The sequence below is a fragment of the Aquabacterium sp. genome (assembly GCF_016234775.1).
In the GTDB taxonomy this organism is placed as follows: domain Bacteria; phylum Pseudomonadota; class Gammaproteobacteria; order Burkholderiales; family Burkholderiaceae_C; genus Aquabacterium.
The window spans coordinates 107,900-125,065 of record NZ_JACRAH010000064.1; the positions used below are offsets into that span (position 1 = coordinate 107,900).

Genomic DNA, 17,166 nt, shown 5'->3' on the forward strand with positions numbered 1-17,166 from the left:
GCGCGGGTGGTGGGTTGTGCAACAGATTGGTGCAAGGAGATACGCATGTCGTCAATGGATCAATGGAATCGTCGGACGTGGATCAAGGGTGTCGGGGCTGCAGGTGCCGGCTTGGCGCTGGGTGGGCTGTCCGATCTGGTGATGGCCCAGAAACCGCTGACGATCGGCATGATCTATGTCGGCCCGAAGGATGACTTCGGCTACAACCAGTCGCACTACGAGGCCGCCTCCGAGATCAAGAAGTTGCCTGGCATCAAGATCGTGGGCGAAGAAAACGTGCCAGAGACTCAGTCCGTGCAAAAGACCATGCAGGGCATGATCTCGCAGGATGGCGCCACGCTGCTGTTCCCGACCTCGTTTGGTTACTTCAATCCGCACATCCTGGATGTGGCCAAGAAGAACCCGGACGTTCGCTTTGCCCACTGCGGCGGCATGTGGGATGCGGCCAAGCACCCCAAGACCGTGGGCAGCTTCTTCGGCTACATCGACGAGTGCCAGTACCTCAATGGCGTGATCGCTGGCCACATGACGAAGTCCAAGAAGATTGGCTTCATCGCGGCCAAGCCCATCCCGCAGGTGCTGCGCAACATCAACGCCTTCACGCTGGGGGCGCGTTCGGTGCACCCGGACATCACCTGCTCGGTCATCTTCACGGGTGACTGGTCCATGCCGGTGAAAGAGGCCGAGGCCACGAACAGCCTGGCCGACCAGGGCGTGGACGTGTTCACCATGCACGTGGACGGCCCCAAGGTCATCGTGGAAACCGCTGCCAAGCGCGGCAAGTTCGTGTGTGGCTACCACGCTTCGCAAGCCAAGCTGGCGCCCAACGCCTACCTCACTGGTGCCGAGTGGAACTGGGTCACGCCATACAAGCAGATCGTCGAAGCCGCGCGCACCGGCAAGCCTCACCCCAACTTCCTGCGCGGCGGTTTGAAGGAAGGCTTCGTCAAGACCTCGCCTTATGGCGCCATGGTGCCCGAAGGCGCCCGCAAGCAGGCCGATGCCATCAAGGCCGCCATGCTCAAGGACGAGTTCGAGATCTTCAAGGGTGAGATCAAGGACAACACGGGCAAGGTTGTGATTGCCAAGGGCACCACGATGAAACAGATCGACCCCGCACTGGAAGGCATGAACTACCTCGTGGAAGGTGTGATCGGCAAGGTCTGATCCGCCTTGGGTCCTGTCTGACGGTTGGGAAAGGAGTGCCCATGAGCGATTCGCGCGTGGCCGTGGTGTTTGACAGCGTGGTGTTGCCGGTGCTGGCTCTGGCTGGCGCGGTACTGCTGTTTGGCGGCTTTGTGTGGCTTGGTGGCACCAGCCCGACCGAGACCTGGGTGTTGCTGTTCAAGGGGGCATTCGGTGATGCCTTCTCCTGGCAGAACACCCTGCAGCGGGCCGCCCCGCTGATGCTGACGGCCTTGTGCGTGGCGATCCCGCAGCGCGCTGGCTTGATGGTCATTGGCGGGGAGGGCGCGCTGGTGCTGGGCGGGCTGGCCTGTGCCGGCCTGCCCTATTTGCTGACGCCGCCTTCTGGCCTGACGGGCACCGTGCTCGTGCTCCTGGCCAGTGCCTTGGCGGGCGGCGCGTGGATCGCGCTGGCTGGCGTGCTGCGCCAGTATCGAGGCGTGAATGAAACCATCAGCTCCTTGCTGATGAGCTATCTGGCCATCGGCTTGTTCAAGCATTTTGTGGAAGGCCCGATGAGGGACCCCAGCAGCCTGAACAAGCCGTCGACCTTGCCTTTGACTGAGAGCAATCTGCTGGGCCTGATGCCCGGCTATGAAGTGCATTGGGGCCTGGTGTGGGGCGCTTTGGCTTGCCTGGTTGCGGGCTTCTGGTTGTTCGGTTCCACGCACGGCTTTGCCACGCGGGTGGTGGGCGGCAATGCCCGTGCGGCGCGCCTGGTGGGCTTGCCCAGTCACCGTTTGATCATCACTGCCTGCGCCTTGGGTGGGGGCTGCGCCGGCCTGGCCGGTGGTGTCGAAGTGGCAGCGGTGCACACCAACGCCAATGCCTCCTTGATTGCGGGCTTGGGCTACACGGGGATCCTGGTGTCCTTCGTGGCGCGCCACAACCCCTTTGCCGTGATCCCCGTGGCCATTCTCTTTGGCGGCTTCGGCTCGGCAGGCAGTTTGCTGCAGCGCCGGCTTGATCTGCCCGATGCCTCCGTGCTGGTGTTGCAGGGCTTTGCCTTCGTGTTGATTCTGGCCAGCGAAGCTTTGCGTGGCCGCATGGGCGAGTGGATGACGATGCGAGGCGTGCGCCGGGCTGAGAAGGCTGCGCATGAAACCAGCCGGGCTCGTCTGGCGCGTGAACAGGCGGCCTTGGGTGCCGAAGCGAAGGAGGCGGCATGAGCGACGTGTCCATGTGGTCCGACGTGGCCATTGCCGTGCTGGGTGGTGCCATCCGTGTCGGCACGCCGTTTCTGTTCGTGAGCCTGGGCGAGTGTCTGACTGAAAAATCCGGCCGCATCAACCTGGGCCTCGAAGGCGTGCTGGTGCTGTCGGCCATGGCGGGCTTTGCGGGCAGCTACCTCACGGGTTCGCCCTGGGCCGGTGTCATGCTGGCGGGTGTGGCGGGCGCCTTGCTGGCCATGTTGCACGGGCTCTTGTGTTCCCTGCCGCGTGTCAATGACATCGCCACCGGCATTGCCTTGATGCTGCTGGGGGCCGGACTGGCCTTCTACCTGGGCAAGTCCTTGATTCAGCCACAGGCTGCGCAGATCCCTTCGTTGGAACTCGGCATGTGGAGTGACTCGTCGCAGGTGCAGGCGGCCTTGCGCATCAATGCCTTGTTCCCGATTGGCGTGGTGCTGGCCGTGCTCTTGTCGTGGGCGCTGGCTGACACACGCTGGGGCCTGATCGTGCGGATGGCCGGAGACAGCAGCGATGCCGCGCGTGCCCTGGGCTACTCGGTCAACACGGTGCGCGTGCTGGCCACGATGGCGGGGGGCTTCATCGCTGGGTTGGGTGGCGCGTCCTTGTCGCTGTACTACCCGGGCAGCTGGAATGAAGGTTTGTCCAGCGGGCAAGGCCTGATCGCGGTGGCCCTGGTCATTTTCGCGCGATGGCGGCCACTGGCCTGTCTGGGGGCGGCCTTGTTGTTTGGCGGCGCTGGCGCCCTTGGCCCGGCGCTGCAGTCCGTGGGCATCGGCTGGGGCTATCACCTCTTCAACGCCATGCCCTATGCCCTGACCTTGCTGATTCTGGTGTGGACCTGCAGCCCCAAGCGTTCCCTGCAAGGTGCGCCGATGGAGCTGGGTGTGTCCCGTTGAAGGAGTGTTCATGAATACCTACGTTGATGCCCAACCTTACGCTTGGCCTTACAACGGCGACCTGCGTCCGTCCAATACGGCGCTGATCATCATCGACATGCAGACGGATTTCTGCGGCGTGGGTGGTTATGTGGACAAGATGGGGTACGACATCTCGGCCACGCGGGCGCCGATCGAGCCGATCAAGGCCTTGCTGGCTGTGGCTCGCCAAGTGGGCGTGCTGGTGATCCACACGCGTGAAGGCCATCGGCCTGATCTGAGTGACCTGCCGGCCAACAAGCGCTGGCGTTCGCGTCAGATCGGCACCAACGGTGTGGGCATCGGCGATGCAGGGCCTTGTGGTCGCATCCTGGTGAGGGGGGAGCCGGGCTGGGACATCATTCCTGAGCTCTATCCGATTGAGGGTGAGCCCATCGTGGACAAGCCAGGTAAGGGTTCGTTCTACGCGACCGATCTGGAGCTGATTCTGCGCACCAAGGGGATCGAGAACATCATCCTCACGGGCATCACGACCGACGTGTGTGTGCACACCACGATGCGTGATGCGAATGACCGCGGCTTCGAGTGCGTGATGCTGGCAGACTGCACGGGGGCCACCGATCCGAACAACCATGCGGCTGCGTTTTCGATGATCAAGATGCAGGGTGGGGTGTTTGGTGCAGTGTCGGATTCCAAGGCCGTGATCAAGGCTTTGCAGTCGCTTTGATGTTGGCTGGAGTGCGTGGACATGATCTGTTTTGAACGCTCCGCTCAGGGGGCTTTGGCGGTCGAGCAGGCCGTGAGGCTTGGCTGGACAGCTCCGCTCATGTCCTCCGGCCGGGCTGCGCCTGACCTCCCCCTTTACTTCGCTGCGCTATCCAGCCAAGCCTCACGGCAGCGAGACGCTCTGGCAGCGCCTTCGCTACGCGAAGGCTTGGGAAATTGCAGCGGCGCTAGCCGCTGCAATTTCCCCTCTTCCCTCCAGCGCGGTGCAAGGAAGGGGCAGCAAGGGGGCATGGCGGAGCGAAGTAAAGGGGGAGGCATGGGCGCAGCCCATGACGGAGGAGCGAGCCCCGACACAAACAGTCCTGAGGACTGTTTGTGCGTGGCGAGCGCCAGGGGCTCTGCCCCCTGGCATGAGCGCAGCCGTGCCCCCTTGCTGTTCTTTCCGGTTTCACCGCACACCCCTTCCCATCCCCCATCCATCCGCGTCAAACGCGCTGCACCAGGAGTCAGCCACCCATGACCGCCCCGCTCGACCCCAGCCTGCAGCCACCACCTAAAACAGGTGCCCTGGCCCTGTCCACCTACCAACTCACCAAGCGCTTCGGCAGCTTCACCGCCCTGGACAACGTCTCCATCGACGTGCGCCCCGGTACCGTGCATGCCCTGCTCGGTGAAAACGGCGCCGGCAAGAGCACCCTGGTCAAGGCCATCGTCGGCTATCACCAACCCGACGACGGTGCCGTGCTGATCGACGGTCGCGAGCATGCCATCACCTCGCCTGTCGTGGCCCGTCACCTCGGCATCGGCATGGTCTACCAGCACTTCACCGTCGTACCCGGCATGACCGTGGCCGAGAACCTGCTGCTGGCCAAGGGCGAGCTGCCCGCCATCGTGCCCTGGCGCAAGGTCCGTCAGGAGCTGGAAGCCTTCATGGCCACCACGCCCTTCAAGCTCGATCTGGATGCCCGCCCCATGGACCTGTCCGCTGGCGAGAAACAGAAGCTCGAGATCCTCAAGCAGCTCTTCCTCAAGCCGCGCCTGCTCATCCTTGATGAGCCCACCTCCGTCCTGACGCCACAGGAAGCAGACGAGGTGCTGGGCGCCCTGCGTGACCGCGCCCATGCCGGTGAGGTCAGCGTCATCATGATCTCGCACAAGTTCCGCGAGGTCATGGAAGTGGCCGACGACGTCAGCGTGTTGCGCCGAGGGCAGCTTATGGGCAGCCACCGCGTGGCCGATACCTCGCCAGCCTTGCTGGGCGCCGAGATGATGGGGCTCAGCGCTGGCGCGGCCACACCAGCGGCCGTGTCTTCCGAAGAAATGCCCCGCGAACCCTTTCCTGCCGCACCCATTCGCTTGCGTGTCGACAAGCTCAGTGTGGCCGGTGACCGCGGCGAGCGCGCCGTGCACGAGTTGTCGCTCAACGTTCGCGGTGGCGAGATCGTGGGCATCGCTGGCGTGTCCGGCAACGGCCAGCGTGAACTGATGGAGGCCCTGGTGGGCCAGCGTGACCGTGAGTCCGGCGAAGTCTGGATGGCCGATGAGCGCTACCACGCCAGGCGCGAGCAGAACCAGCGCCTGAACGTGCGCAGCCTGCCCGAGGAGCCTCTGCGCAATGCCTGTGTGGGCGATTTGAGCGTGGCGCTCAACATGGGCCTGCGTCGATTCGATCAGGCACCGGTGGCCTGCTTCGGCTGGATGCGCGGCAGCCTGCTGCGAGACAAGGCCAAGGAGCTGATTGCCAGCTACAAGGTCAAGACACAGGGCGAGAACGCGCCCATTCGTTCCCTGTCAGGTGGCAATGTGCAGCGCGCCGTGCTGGCCCGGGAGTTCGATGGGCAGGTCGATGTGCTGCTGGTGTCCAACCCGGTCTTCGGTCTGGACTTTGCCGCCGTGGCCGAGATCCACAGCCGCATCATGGCGGTGCGCAACAAGGGTGGGGCAGTGCTGCTGGTCAGTGAAGATCTGGACGAGCTGCTCAAGCTGGCTGACCGCATCGTGGTCATGAGCGAAGGGCGCATCGTGCACGAGTGCGATGCGCGTGATGCCGATCGCCACGTGCTGGGCGCCTTCATGGGCGGTGCGCACCACCATCATCCCGTCAAGGAGGCCGCATGATCAAGACCGTTCACGCTCAGCCCTTCGATTACCCGTTCGACATCCGGCATACGGCGCTGCTCATCATCGACATGCAACGTGACTTTGTCGAGCCCGGCGGTTTCGGGGCCTCTCTGGGCAACGATGTGAGCCTGCTGCAGGCCATCGTGCCCACCTGCCAGCGTGTCCTGCAGGCCTGGCGTGAGATGGGCGGCTGGGTGGTGCACACCCGTGAGGCTCACAAGGCCGATCTGTCTGATTGCCCACCTGCCAAACTCAACCGCGGCTCGCCCACCTTGCGCATCGGCGATGTGGGGCCGATGGGCCGCATCCTCATTCGCGGTGAACCCGGTCACGCCATCATCCCCGAACTCGCGCCCATCGAAGGCGAACTGGTCATCGACAAACCAGGCAAGGGCGCCTTCTACGCCACGCCTTTGCGCGAAGCCCTGGAGGTGCGCCAGATCACCCACCTCATCGTGATGGGGGTGACCACCGAGGTGTGCGTGCAGACCAGCATGCGCGAAGCCAATGACCGCGGTTATGACTGCCTGCTGGTCGAGGATGGCACCGAAAGTTACTTCCCGCAGTTCAAGCAAGCCACGCTGGAGATGATCCGCGCCCAAGGTGCCATCGTGGGCTGGACGGCACCCAGTGAGGCTTTGCTGCAGGCCCTGGCTGCCTGAGGTGTCAAGCCCTCACCGCATTCGCCCTTCATTTTTCTTCTACCCTTTGATCGCATGTCCTTTCTGAACGCCGCTCCCGCGACAGACATTCCCGCCACGGTGGCGCTCCTCCTGGCGGCCTACCGTGAAGGCAGCCTCCGGCCCGAGCAGGTGCTGGCTCACCTGTGGTCGCGGTGGCAGGCCTGCCCGCTTGAGCGGGACCCGGCCTGGATCACACGAGCCGATGCGGCATTCCTCCAGCAGCAGCTGGATGCGCTGGCGGGGCAGTCGCCCGAGAGCCTGCCCTTGTACGGCGTGCCCTTTGCCGTGAAGGACAACATCGATGTGGCGGGCTTGCCCACCACGGCGGCATGTCCGGCCTTCGCCTACAAGCCTGAAGCATCAGCCGAAGTGGTTCGTCGCCTGATGGCCGCTGGTGCCATCGTGGTCGGCAAGACCAATCTGGATCAGTTCGCCACAGGGCTGGTGGGCATGCGTTCGCCTTATGGTGCGCCTTCATCAACTTTCAGTGATGCCCACGTGAGCGGTGGCTCCAGCTCCGGTTCGGCGGTGGTGGTGGCGCGCGGCGAGGTGAGCTTTGCACTGGGCACCGATACAGCTGGCTCTGGTCGTGTGCCCGCGGGCTTCAACAACCTGGTGGGCCTCAAGCCCACACCTGGCCTGGTGCCCACGCACGGCGTTTTGCCCGCATGCCGAAGCCTGGATTGCGTGTCGGTGTTCGCGCTCACGGCGTCGGACGCAGCGCGCATCCTGCAGGTCACGGAAGGGCCCATGGCAGGCCAGGCCTCCTTCAATGCCTTCAGGCCGCAGCTGCCCCGGCTGCCGCATGCCTTGCGTGTGGGCGTGCCAGTTGAACCCGAGTTCTTCGGTGATGCCGACTACGCGCAGGCCTTCGAGCAGGCCAAGTCGCAATGGGCGCACCTCCAGGAGCCCGATGGCACGCCCTGGCCCGTGACGCTGGTGCCCATCGACATGCGTGGCTTCTACGACGTGGCGTGGCTGTTGTACGAAGGCCCTTGGGTGGCCGAGCGCCACGCTGCCATCTCATCGTTCATGGCTGAGAACGCCGATGAGATGAACCCTGTCGTGCGTCGCATCATCGAAGGTGCCGGCCAGCACGATGCCGTATCGGCCTTCAACGGCCAGTACCGCTTGAAGGAGCTGGCCGCTCAACAGGCGACCGTCTGGGATGCCATCGACGTGCTCATGGTGCCCACCGCGCCGACCATGCCGACCAAGGCCAGCGTGGAGGCTGATCCCATCGGGCGCAATGCGCAGCTGGGCACCTACACCAACTTCGTCAACCTCTTGGGCCTCGCCGCCCTGGCCCTGCCTGCAGGCTTCACGCAGGGCAGCCTGCCCTTTGGCATCACCTTGATCGCGCCAGGTGGGTCAGATGCCGCCTTGCTCGACCTGGGCGCGCGCTGGCAAGCGAGTTGCCTGGACGAGGGCTTGAGCCTGGGGCATGGTCTGGCCATGGCATCTGATGCCGAGCTGGCCTTGCCGGGTTGCAAGGCGCTCAGCGCTGAGCCCGTGATGGCCCTGGCCGTGGTGGGGGCGCACCTCAGCGGCATGCCCTTGCATTGGCAGCTCACCGAACGCCGGGCTCGCCTGCTGATGCGCACGCACACCGCACCTCGGTATCAGCTGTATGCCTTGCCCGGCACCGTGCCACCCAAGCCGGGCCTGGCGCGACTGGCCGATGAGGCGCCACCGGAGGCAGGGCATGCCATCGAGTTGGAGGTGTATGCCGTACCTCAATCCGCGATCGGCTCTTTCCTGGCGATGATTCCACCACCCTTGGGCCTGGGGTCGGTGGAGCTGGCCGATGGCAGCTGGGTGAAGGGCTTCATCTGCGAGCCATGTGGCATCGCTGGTGCGCAAGACATCAGCCACTTCGGCGGATGGCGAGCCTACATGGCCCATGTGAAGGCGCAGGCCACACAAACAGAAGCAAGCAGGAGCGCCGCATGACCTTGGGATCAGCGCAGATCAATCTGCACGACGTGGTGCAGGAGGTCACGCGCATCTTTCTGGACTATGAGTCTGCCTTGATGCGCAATGACGTGGACGAACTCAACGCCTATTTCTGGCAGCACCAGGCCGTGACGCGCTATGGCATCTGTGACAAGCAACTTGGGCACGATGCGCTGGTAGCCTATCGAGCCAAAGTGCCTGCGCCTGATTTCACGCGTACCTTGCACGATGTGCGCATCACCGCTTTCGGACCGGATATGGCTGTGGCCATGTGCGAGTTCAAGCGCAGCGACACCGATCTGCATGGTTTTCAGACCCAGACCTGGGTGCGCCTGCCGGAAGGTTGGCGTATCGTGTCAGCGCACGTCAGCATGGTTCCCTTCCAATCCGCCGCTTCGCCATGAAACTGGTTTCCTCCTCCCCTCCAAGCTCCCTGCCTGCGGTGACACTGGCTGAACGGGTTTATGCCCAGATCAAGCAACTGATCTTCGATTTCGCGCTGCTGCCCGGAGATCGGTTTTCAGAGAGTGATCTGGCCAACCAGGTACAGGTGAGCCGCACGCCCTTGCGCCAGGCCCTGCAGCGCCTGCAACGCGAGGGCTTCCTGCTGGTGTTTCCCAAAAGCGGCTGGCAGGTTGCGCCGCTGGATTTCGAAACCTTCGACCAGCTCTACGATCTGCGTGTGCTGCTGGAGACCCACGCCGTGGCCAAGCTGTGCGAGGCCGAAGAGCGCCCTGCGCTCAAGGAACTGGCCGACACCTGGCTGATCAAGCCCAACGAACGCCAGACCGCCTTCATCACGGTAGACAAGCTCGACGAAGAGTTCCACTCGGCCCTGGTGCGCGCCACAGGCAACGCCGAGATGATCCGCGTGCACGAGGACATCACCGAGCGCATCCGCATCATCCGCCGGCTGGACTTCACCAAGCCGTCGCGCGTGGAGGCCACGTACGACGAGCATGCCCGCATCCTGCGCGCGATCACGCGCAGGCGGGCTGATGAGGCCCAACGCCTGCTCAAGGCGCACGTCGCGCAGAGCAAGGCCGAGGTGCGGCACATCACGCTGGACATGCTGTACCAGGCCCGCCAGCGCATTGCGTCAGGCCAGTAAGGCCTGACCGCGCTGCCATCTGCGCGGTTCAGACGTTCAACTCAGAACCGCGGCAAGGTCGCCAGCGCTTCTTTCAAGGCCGGTGTCTGCCCCATACCTTGACCGGGGCCAGGGCGCAACTCCCCGCAACGCGCCAGCATCGGGATCATCTTGCCCGGGTTGAGCTGCCCCTTGGGATCAAAGGCCGCCTTGAAGGCCAGCATCTGCGCACGCTCGGCATCCGTGAACTGGGTGCACATGGCGTCGAGCTTCTCGATACCCACGCCGTGTTCGCCCGTGATGCTGCCGCCCAGTTGCACGGCCTGGCGCAGGATGTCGTTGCCGAAGGCTTCGGCACGCTGGAGCTGGTCCGGGTCATTGGCATCGAACAGGATCAGCGGGTGCATGTTGCCGTCACCCGCATGGAACACATTCACGCAGCGCAGACCATAGGTGGTCTGCATGCCGTTGATGGCCTGCAGCATGGTGGCCAGCGCCTTGCGCGGGATGGAGGCATCCATGCACAGGTAATCGGGGCTGATGCGCCCTGTGGCGGGGAAGGCGTTCTTGCGGCCGCTCCAGAAGCGCAAGCGCTGGGCCTCGTCTTCGCTGATGCTGACTTGCGTGGCGCCTGCCTGGTCCAGCACGGCGCGCAGGCGCTCGATCTCTTCATCCACCTCTTCAGGGCTGCCATCGCTTTCGACCAGCAGGATGGCTTCGGCATTCAGGTCATAGCCCGCGTGCACGAAGTCTTCAACCGCAGCGGTCATGGGCTTGTCCATCATCTCCAGCCCGGCCGGGATCAGGCCCGCAGCGATGATGGCTGCCACCGCATCGCCAGCCTTGCCCACATCGTCGAAGCTGACCAGCAGGCAGCGCGCCACTTGGGGTTTGGGCAGCAGGCGCACGGTGATCTCGGTGGCCACGCCCAGCAGGCCTTCACTGCCGATGAAGGCGGCCAGCAGATCCAGGCCGGCTGCATCGAGCGCTTCGCTGCCCAGCTCCAATACATCGCCTTCCACCGTGAAGCCGCGCACGCGCAGCACGTTGTGCACGGTCAGGCCGTATTTCAGGCAGTGCACGCCGCCGGCGTTTTCAGCCACATTGCCGCCGATGGTGCAGGCGATCTGGCTGCTCGGATCAGGCGCGTAATACAGGCCGTGTGCTGCAGCGGCTTCGCTGATGGCCAGATTGCGCACGCCGCATTCGACCACGGCCGTGCGGGCCAGCGGATCGATGTGCAGGATGCGGTTGAGCCGGGCCAGCGACAAGGTCACACCCATGGCATTGGGCAAGGCACCACCCGACAGGCCGGTGCCACCGCCGCGTGCCACCACGGGCACGTTCAGTGCGTGGCAGGCCTTGAGCACGGCGCCGACCTGTTCGTGGGTCTCCGGCAAGGCCACGGCCAGCGGGCGTTGGCGGTAGGCGCTCAGGCCATCGCATTCAAAAGGGGTGACGGCTTCGTCGCGCCACAGGATGCTGCGCTCGGGCAGCACGCCCGACAAGGCCTTGACGACCGCCTGCTGACGTTGTTGGCGCGCCAGGCGATCAGCCTCGGGCGTGGCGGGTGTGTGAGTGACCGTGGTGTCCATCTGCGTCACTTTATACCCATCAGCACCTTTCCCGGGCGCCGCCGCAGTGATCCTTCAGCTGACGATCAGGTCAGATATGCGCTTGAGCATCAGCATGTCGTGTTTGTCGATCTTCTGGCTGTCGCCGTGACCCTGGAAACGGTAGTGGCGCCCCGTCACGGAGGAGCGCACGCTCAAGGCGCCATGGCCGATGTAGCGGGCGGACAGCTCGGTCGGTGTCGTGGCTTTGCCGCTTGTTCTGGCAGGCTTGGTGCCTACCTGAGGCTGACATCGCATCGGGTTGAGGGGTGATTCAGATGCACTGGCCGGTGCCTTCTGCTGAGGGGCCGGCGTGATGCGTGATACCTCGTTCGTGGCCTGGTGATGGGCCATGGCCACGTGTTGGCGCTGGCTGGCCAGTACTTGCCGGGCCGGGCCCGAGGATGCAGTCCAGCTCACCGGGCGCGGTGAGTGAGCGCCAGGTGCGGGCCCGGTGAAGGAAATGGGGTGGGGGCGATGGATGGGGCGAGCGATCATGATGGACTCCTGCTGACGTCCTGCTACAGACAACGGTCGCCAGTGTGCGAGCCGCTTCACCTCGTGAAAATCCCCTCGGGAGGTGCCGCCGCAAGGGGGACACACCGATGGGGGAGGCCGTGTCGGAATCAGCCGCCAAATACCGTGAGCACGCCGGTATAGCCGTACAGGTGGTGCTTTGCGATCTCGCCGCTGGCGAAAAAGCCAACCAGCGGGATATCGCCCAGCGCGTGCGCGATGATCTCCATTTCGGCGTTGGGGGCCCCGAAATGCGGTCCGCCTCGCCCCGCACAACTCACGTAGACGGCGCCTGTAGCCCGGCTACCAGGGTGCTCGGTGGGGTCAAACTCCTCGCGGATTTCCGCGCAGATGCGTACCAGGTCCTTGCGTGCGGCTGCCACATGCCGTTGGCAGAACGCCAACTGCATGCCGGACTCCACCAGATCGCTGATCGCCACGCCATAACGGCTGGGGTCGATGCCCACCAGATGGCGCACACGCGTGTCGGCCGTGAAGTGCTGGCCGTGACTGAGCAAATCGTGGCCTTCGTCGCTCAAGCCCACCAGCGTGGCGCGCACTTTGGGCAAGGCATCGCGTTGCCAGTCGGATTCGCTGACCGTCACCGGCACACCCAGATCCTTGAGCAGACAGTTCAGCGCAGGCAAGCCGTCCAGTTCATAGACCACATTGCGGTGGGCCGCTGTCACCTGCCGGCGCGGGCCGATGGGTTCACAGCCCTGCGTGACACGGGTCACCAACCTGACCTCGCTGTTGAAGGCCACGCCCGATACCCCACCTTGCCAGATGCCTGCCTGCCGGTTGTCTGGTGGCGGTGTGGTCAAGCGCGCATGGGGATCCAGCGCCAGATGCAGGCTTTGTGATTGCCCCGCACTGACACCGCCAAACAGAAAACCAGTTTCGGTCCGTTCGGCCAGCTCCTGGATCAGTTCAGGCAGATCGGTGGCATGCCCATCGGCGTGCACCATGGCTGTGTGGGCGCGCCATTGTGTGCTGTCCCGGCTCGCCATCGGGTGGGTGGCGGTCAGTGGTTGCCGGCCATGGAAGACCTGAAAGCTGCTGGCAGGCAGATTGCAAACCATCACCGCCAAGGCAGGTTCGTCGATGTATTCGACGCCCGTGGCGAGAACACCTGCGCCTACGCCACCAACCCAGGCGACATCAGGCAGGCGTTCGCGCAAGCCGGCCAGGATCGCGCTGGCCCCGTCGGCCAGCTCTTCCGTGAGGTAGCACCAGCCCAGGGTGGCGCCCATCTGCTCGGCACCTTGCGATGCCAGTTGCGCCCACACCAACTCCAGCGCCAGCTCCGGCCGGGGATGGGTGGCGTGTGCGTGGAGAAAGCGCAGAGGATCGGCAGTCACACAGTGGCCTTCCTGTGGGCCGGCAAGCTGGCCATCAGGGCTTGTTTGCCGTGGATCGGGTCGACTTGCGTGCCGCTGTTTTGCTTGCGGTACGTTTGGCTGTCGCGGGCTTGGGGGCTGCGCGTGAGCTGGCTTTCTTGCTGGCGCCTGGCGTGGCGAACTCTGCGGCGGAGGCTTGCGCCTGCTTGATCATGTCCATGGACTCGCCCACCGAGTCCCCAACCGTTTGTGCGGCTTGTGAGGCCAGGTGGGTGAACTGCTGCGTCAAGGTATCCCACCAGCGCATGGGGTTGATCAGGTCGGCTCCTTCCTGCTCGCCGTTTGCGGGGGAGGCGCCGGGGGCGCCACTCGGTTGGTCGTCCGAGCCGGGCGTGGTTTCATCCCGGCGCGCATTGGTGGCCTGAGCGGGAGGGGGGGAAGGGGGCGTCGTCTGGGTGGTCTCAGGTCGAACCTTGAGCGAGTCCCGCAGCGCATCCATCGACACATTCATGCCTTTGAGCGTGGTCAGCGTCATGCGCTGAACTTCCAGGCCCTGGATGGTCATGGCGATCATGCGGGCGTTCTGCTCCAGCCAGAACTGCACGGTCTTGAGGTCCTGAATGCGCTTTTCAAGCTCTTCGGGATCCAGGGTTGGCATGCTCCAGGCTGGCATGCCGGCCGAGGCGCCGGAGGCCGCACCAGGCATGTTCGGCAGGGCGCTTCCGGCGGCCTTGAGCCAGTCCTGAAAGAAGCCCAGGCCGGCGCCCAGGCCTGCGCCCATGGACGCAAAAGGATTGCTGCCTTGATCGGCTGACGTGGCAGCGGAGGGATCCGGGCTGGGCGGACGCGTTGGCATGGGAACTCCCGTGTGGTCATCAAATCGGCAAGCCCATTGTGCCCCCCTGCGGGCCTTCTGTGGCGTTTTGGACTTTGTTGCAACGCATAATCGGCGCCTTCATGCAACGTCGAGAACTGTTCACCCGCCTTTGCCAGACCGCTGCCGCCCTCGCCTGGCAGCAGGTCTTCGCGTCGGCGGACCGCACCCCGGTGACGGAGGCCGGCAGTTGGGCAGAGTCAGGCGAGGTGTTCACCTTGGGGGTAGCCAGTGGCGAGCCCCGGCCGACATCCGTGGTGTTGTGGACCCGGCTGGCGCCCAAGCCCATGTCGCCCGATGGTGGCATGCCCGCACGCGGCGTGCCCGTGTTGTGGGAGGTGGCGGCCGATGCGCGCTTCAGCCAGGTGGTACGTTATGGCGCCACGGTGGCCGAGCCAGGCGCCGCGCACAGCGTGCATGTGGATGTGGCGGGCCTGATGCCTGGTCGCACGTACTTCTATCGGTTTCGTGCGGGTGGCCAGATCAGTCCGGTCGGCCGCACGCGCACGGCACCAGATCCCGCTGCGCGCAATGAACGCTTGCGCCTGGCTGTGGCTTCCTGCCAGCACTACGAAGCCGGGTTCTACGCCGTGCACAGGGAAATCGCCGCGGCCGATGTGGACCTCGTGCTCTTCCTGGGTGACTATATCTACGAGACCGAGGCGATGCCCTTTCAGAAGGTTCGGCAGCATCCCCACGTGTTTCCTGGTGACGAGTCCCACTACACCCTGGGGGATTACCGTGCGCACCACGCCAGCTACAAGCTCGACCCCGATCTGCGCGCCAGCCATGCGGCCCATCCCTGGCTTCTTGTATGGGATGACCATGACGTTGTGAATGGCTATGCCGGGGAATACCTGGCGAACATGTCCGATCCGCATGCCTTTCTGGCCCTTCGCACGGCAGCCTACCGGGCTTACTACGAGCACCTGCCTGTGTCCCCCAGTCGAGCGCCCGTCGGGGCGATCATGCGCATGCATGATCGTTTCGAGTGGGGGCAGCTGGCCGAGATCTGGACGATGGATGGGCGACAGTTCCGCGATCCACCTGCTTGCTCAGGCGTCCATGCGCCGCAGCGTGGGCAGGTCTTGTGGCGCTGCAAGGCGGCGGAGGTGCCTGAGCGCACGCTGTTGGGGATGGACCAGGAATATTGGCTCGCCGACGGCCTGGCTTCCAGTGAACGCGCCTGGAAAATCGTGGCGCAACCCACCCAGATTGCACCTGGGGGCATCAAGTCACCTTTGGGATCGCTGCTGTATGCCGATGGCTGGGACGCCTTTCCTGCCGCCAGAGAGCGACTCATGTCGGCCATCGCCCAACCTCGCGTGCCTGACGTCGTCTGCCTCAGCGGCGATGTTCACCGCCACGTAGCCGCCAACTTGCGGCTCAATCCGCATGACCTTTCTTCGCCCATTGTGGCCAGCGAGTTTGTGACCTCATCCGTGTCCAGCAAGGGCTTGAGCGAGTTCCTGTCCGGCCTCTTGAAAGGCGGCAATCCTGACCTGCTCCATGTGCGTGGCGATGAGCGAGGCTACGCCTTGCTGGATGTGACGCCTCAACAACTGAGTTGCGAGTTCCGCAGCACGCCACATCCTGTGCGACCGGACTCGCGCCTGAGAACCCAGGCGAAATTCGTCGTTGATCGGGGCGTGCCTGGGCCTCGCAAAGCCTAGGCACATCACGATGTGGTCGGACGTCGATGCCCCTTGTAAGGGGGGTGAAATCAGTAGGCCGCGACCGCTTTCTGTTTGATAAGCTGCCGCTTCAATAAATTCCTCAGCGGCGGTGGGCTACGGCATGTGGTTGTGGGCCCGGCTGCGTTGAGGCACTCAAAGCCGCAGCAAAAGGGAGCGCCACATGGCCGACAGCATCGTCATCAAGGGTAGTCCGTTCGACGACTTCATCAACGGTTCCGAAGGGCCGGATGTCATCGAAGGTTTGGAGGGGCGAGACACCCTGGCGGGCGGTTCGAGTGACGACACCCTGGCCGGCAATACCGGTAACGATATGCTGGATGGTGGCGCAGGCGCTGACACCTTCCTTTTCGGTCGCGGCGATGGCCAGGACACCGTCTTTGTCTATGGGCCTGATGCGGTTGGTGATCACCTGGCGCTGACCGCGGGCATCCAGGTCAGTGATGTGGATCTGCTTGCTGATGGCGCGGACCTGATCGTCAAGCTTCGCGACAGCCAGGACCGCGTGCGTCTGGCTGGTTATTTCGATCAATCCGTGCCGGATCGTCCAGTGATCGTGTTCGCTGATGGCGCGCGTTGGGATGCCGCGGTTGTGGCCACCAAGCTTCAGGCATGGGGCGTCCAGCTGAGCGGTACCGAGGGTGACGATGCGCTGGAGGGCAGCCAGGGTGATGACATCCTGCTGGGCGCAGGGGGCCAAGACACGCTGTACGGCGATGCCGGGCGAGACCTGTTGGATGGCGGTGCGGGTGCCGACACCTATCTGTTTGGTCGTGGCGATGGGCAGGACACCGTCCTGGCCGGATGGCCCGAGGGCATGGGGCAGTCAGACCGCTTGCGTTTCGGTGCGGGCATTGACATGAGCAACGTCAGCATCGTCGCCGAAAGTGGCGACCTGGTCTTGCATCTGGATGGCCGCAGCGACAGCGTGCGCATCGCCGGATACTTCAATACCTACGGGCCGGATCGCCCCCGCATCGAGTTCGCCGATGGCAGCTACTGGGACGGTCTTGCCATCGATCGCAAATTGTCTGCCGCGGGTGACTACCTGCCGGGCTCGCCGCAAGACGATGCACTGGACGGTGGTGCCGGTGATGACCAGATCATGGGCATGGAAGGCCGCGATACCCTTTATGGCGACGCGGGGCGGGATCTGCTTGATGGTGGCCTGGGTGCCGATACCTACCTGTTTGCGCGCGGCGATGGCCAGGATACGGTTGTGGCCGCACCTGGCGGCGGCGACATCGGTCAGTCCGACGTGCTGCAACTGGGCCAGGGCATCACCATGGCAGACGTCGAA

At 64.3% G+C, this 17,166-nt stretch carries 15 protein-coding genes; 11 read left to right on the forward strand and 4 right to left on the reverse strand.

Annotated elements, in window-relative coordinates:
- Window positions 1-45: 45 nt before the first annotated feature.
- The 9 genes from HY836_RS18545 (at window position 46) to HY836_RS18585 (ending at window position 9,850) form a co-directional block, all read left to right on the forward strand.
- A complete protein-coding gene (locus HY836_RS18545) occupies window positions 46-1,167 on the forward strand; it encodes a BMP family ABC transporter substrate-binding protein (RefSeq protein WP_290679357.1) in 1,122 nt (373 codons plus the stop codon).
- 41 nt (window positions 1,168-1,208) lie between these two features.
- Complete coding sequence (locus tag HY836_RS18550) at window positions 1,209-2,354, forward strand: ABC transporter permease (protein WP_290679360.1); 1,146 nt, start codon at window positions 1,209-1,211, stop codon at window positions 2,352-2,354.
- Window positions 2,351-3,274 (forward strand): ABC transporter permease, encoded by a 924-nt coding sequence (locus tag HY836_RS18555; protein WP_290679363.1) that lies wholly within the window; start codon window positions 2,351-2,353, stop codon window positions 3,272-3,274. Before HY836_RS18550 ends, HY836_RS18555 begins: the two co-directional genes overlap by 4 nt.
- Before the next feature lie 10 nt (window positions 3,275-3,284).
- Window positions 3,285-3,980, forward strand: coding sequence for a cysteine hydrolase family protein (locus HY836_RS18560; RefSeq protein WP_290679366.1), 696 nt, complete (start codon window positions 3,285-3,287; stop codon window positions 3,978-3,980).
- 515 nt (window positions 3,981-4,495) lie between these two features.
- Window positions 4,496-6,097 carry an ABC transporter ATP-binding protein gene (locus tag HY836_RS18565; RefSeq protein ID WP_290679368.1) on the forward strand — a complete coding sequence of 534 codons (1,602 nt, stop codon included), beginning with the start codon at window positions 4,496-4,498 and terminating at the stop codon, window positions 6,095-6,097.
- A complete protein-coding gene (locus HY836_RS18570; RefSeq protein WP_290679371.1) occupies window positions 6,094-6,762 on the forward strand; it encodes a cysteine hydrolase family protein in 669 nt (222 codons plus the stop codon). Before HY836_RS18565 ends, HY836_RS18570 begins: the two co-directional genes overlap by 4 nt.
- A 54-nt stretch (window positions 6,763-6,816) precedes the next feature.
- Window positions 6,817-8,736 carry an allophanate hydrolase gene (atzF, locus tag HY836_RS18575; RefSeq protein ID WP_290679374.1) on the forward strand — a complete coding sequence of 640 codons (1,920 nt, stop codon included), beginning with the start codon at window positions 6,817-6,819 and terminating at the stop codon, window positions 8,734-8,736.
- Window positions 8,733-9,143, forward strand: coding sequence for an oxalurate catabolism protein HpxZ (gene hpxZ / locus HY836_RS18580; RefSeq protein WP_290679377.1), 411 nt, complete (start codon window positions 8,733-8,735; stop codon window positions 9,141-9,143). Before atzF ends, hpxZ begins: the two co-directional genes overlap by 4 nt.
- Window positions 9,140-9,850 carry a GntR family transcriptional regulator gene (locus tag HY836_RS18585; RefSeq protein ID WP_290679380.1) on the forward strand — a complete coding sequence of 237 codons (711 nt, stop codon included), beginning with the start codon at window positions 9,140-9,142 and terminating at the stop codon, window positions 9,848-9,850. Before hpxZ ends, HY836_RS18585 begins: the two co-directional genes overlap by 4 nt.
- A 41-nt stretch (window positions 9,851-9,891) precedes the next feature.
- On the opposite strand, the gene HY836_RS18590 is transcribed toward HY836_RS18585, so the two are convergent.
- The 4 genes from HY836_RS18590 to HY836_RS18605 all read right to left on the reverse strand — a co-directional run bounded on the left by HY836_RS18590 (window position 9,892) and on the right by HY836_RS18605 (window position 14,154).
- Complete coding sequence (locus HY836_RS18590; RefSeq protein WP_290679383.1) at window positions 9,892-11,424, reverse strand: FAD-linked oxidase C-terminal domain-containing protein; 1,533 nt, start codon at window positions 11,422-11,424, stop codon at window positions 9,892-9,894.
- 54 nt (window positions 11,425-11,478) lie between these two features.
- Window positions 11,479-11,940, reverse strand: a complete 462-nt coding sequence (locus tag HY836_RS18595; protein WP_290679385.1) for a hypothetical protein — start codon at window positions 11,938-11,940, stop codon at window positions 11,479-11,481.
- A gap of 128 nt (window positions 11,941-12,068) precedes the next feature.
- Window positions 12,069-13,319, reverse strand: a complete 1,251-nt coding sequence (locus HY836_RS18600; RefSeq protein WP_290679387.1) for an FIST N-terminal domain-containing protein — start codon at window positions 13,317-13,319, stop codon at window positions 12,069-12,071.
- A gap of 34 nt (window positions 13,320-13,353) precedes the next feature.
- On the reverse strand, window positions 13,354-14,154 hold the full coding sequence (locus tag HY836_RS18605) for a PhaM family polyhydroxyalkanoate granule multifunctional regulatory protein (RefSeq protein ID WP_290679390.1): 801 nt from the start codon (window positions 14,152-14,154) through the stop codon (window positions 13,354-13,356).
- A gap of 101 nt (window positions 14,155-14,255) precedes the next feature.
- Between HY836_RS18605 and HY836_RS18610 the strand changes: the two genes are divergently transcribed.
- A complete protein-coding gene (locus tag HY836_RS18610) occupies window positions 14,256-15,845 on the forward strand; it encodes an alkaline phosphatase D family protein (protein ID WP_290679393.1) in 1,590 nt (529 codons plus the stop codon).
- Window positions 15,846-16,029: 184 nt separating this feature from the next.
- On the forward strand, window positions 16,030-17,166 hold a 1,137-nt coding region (locus HY836_RS18615), incomplete at its 3' end, for a calcium-binding protein (RefSeq protein WP_290679396.1).

Bases quoted from the DNA above. Each gene is read 5' to 3' on its own strand.
- HY836_RS18605 (WP_290679390.1), bottom strand. From the start codon at position 14,154: ATGCCAACGCGTCCGCCCAGCCCGGATCCCTCCGCTGCCACGTCAGCC.
- HY836_RS18595 (WP_290679385.1), bottom strand. From the start codon at position 11,940: ATGATCGCTCGCCCCATCCATCGCCCCCACCCCATTTCCTTCACCGGG.
- HY836_RS18565 (WP_290679368.1), top strand. From the start codon at position 4,496: ATGACCGCCCCGCTCGACCCCAGCCTGCAGCCACCACCTAAAACAGGT.
- HY836_RS18550 (WP_290679360.1), top strand. From the start codon at position 1,209: ATGAGCGATTCGCGCGTGGCCGTGGTGTTTGACAGCGTGGTGTTGCCG.
- HY836_RS18585 (WP_290679380.1), top strand. From the start codon at position 9,140: ATGAAACTGGTTTCCTCCTCCCCTCCAAGCTCCCTGCCTGCGGTGACA.
- atzF (WP_290679374.1), top strand. From the start codon at position 6,817: ATGTCCTTTCTGAACGCCGCTCCCGCGACAGACATTCCCGCCACGGTG.
- HY836_RS18555 (WP_290679363.1), top strand. From the start codon at position 2,351: ATGAGCGACGTGTCCATGTGGTCCGACGTGGCCATTGCCGTGCTGGGT.
- HY836_RS18610 (WP_290679393.1), top strand. From the start codon at position 14,256: ATGCAACGTCGAGAACTGTTCACCCGCCTTTGCCAGACCGCTGCCGCC.
- HY836_RS18545 (WP_290679357.1), top strand. From the start codon at position 46: ATGTCGTCAATGGATCAATGGAATCGTCGGACGTGGATCAAGGGTGTC.
- hpxZ (WP_290679377.1), top strand. From the start codon at position 8,733: ATGACCTTGGGATCAGCGCAGATCAATCTGCACGACGTGGTGCAGGAG.
- HY836_RS18560 (WP_290679366.1), top strand. From the start codon at position 3,285: ATGAATACCTACGTTGATGCCCAACCTTACGCTTGGCCTTACAACGGC.
- HY836_RS18590 (WP_290679383.1), bottom strand. From the start codon at position 11,424: ATGGACACCACGGTCACTCACACACCCGCCACGCCCGAGGCTGATCGC.
- HY836_RS18570 (WP_290679371.1), top strand. From the start codon at position 6,094: ATGATCAAGACCGTTCACGCTCAGCCCTTCGATTACCCGTTCGACATC.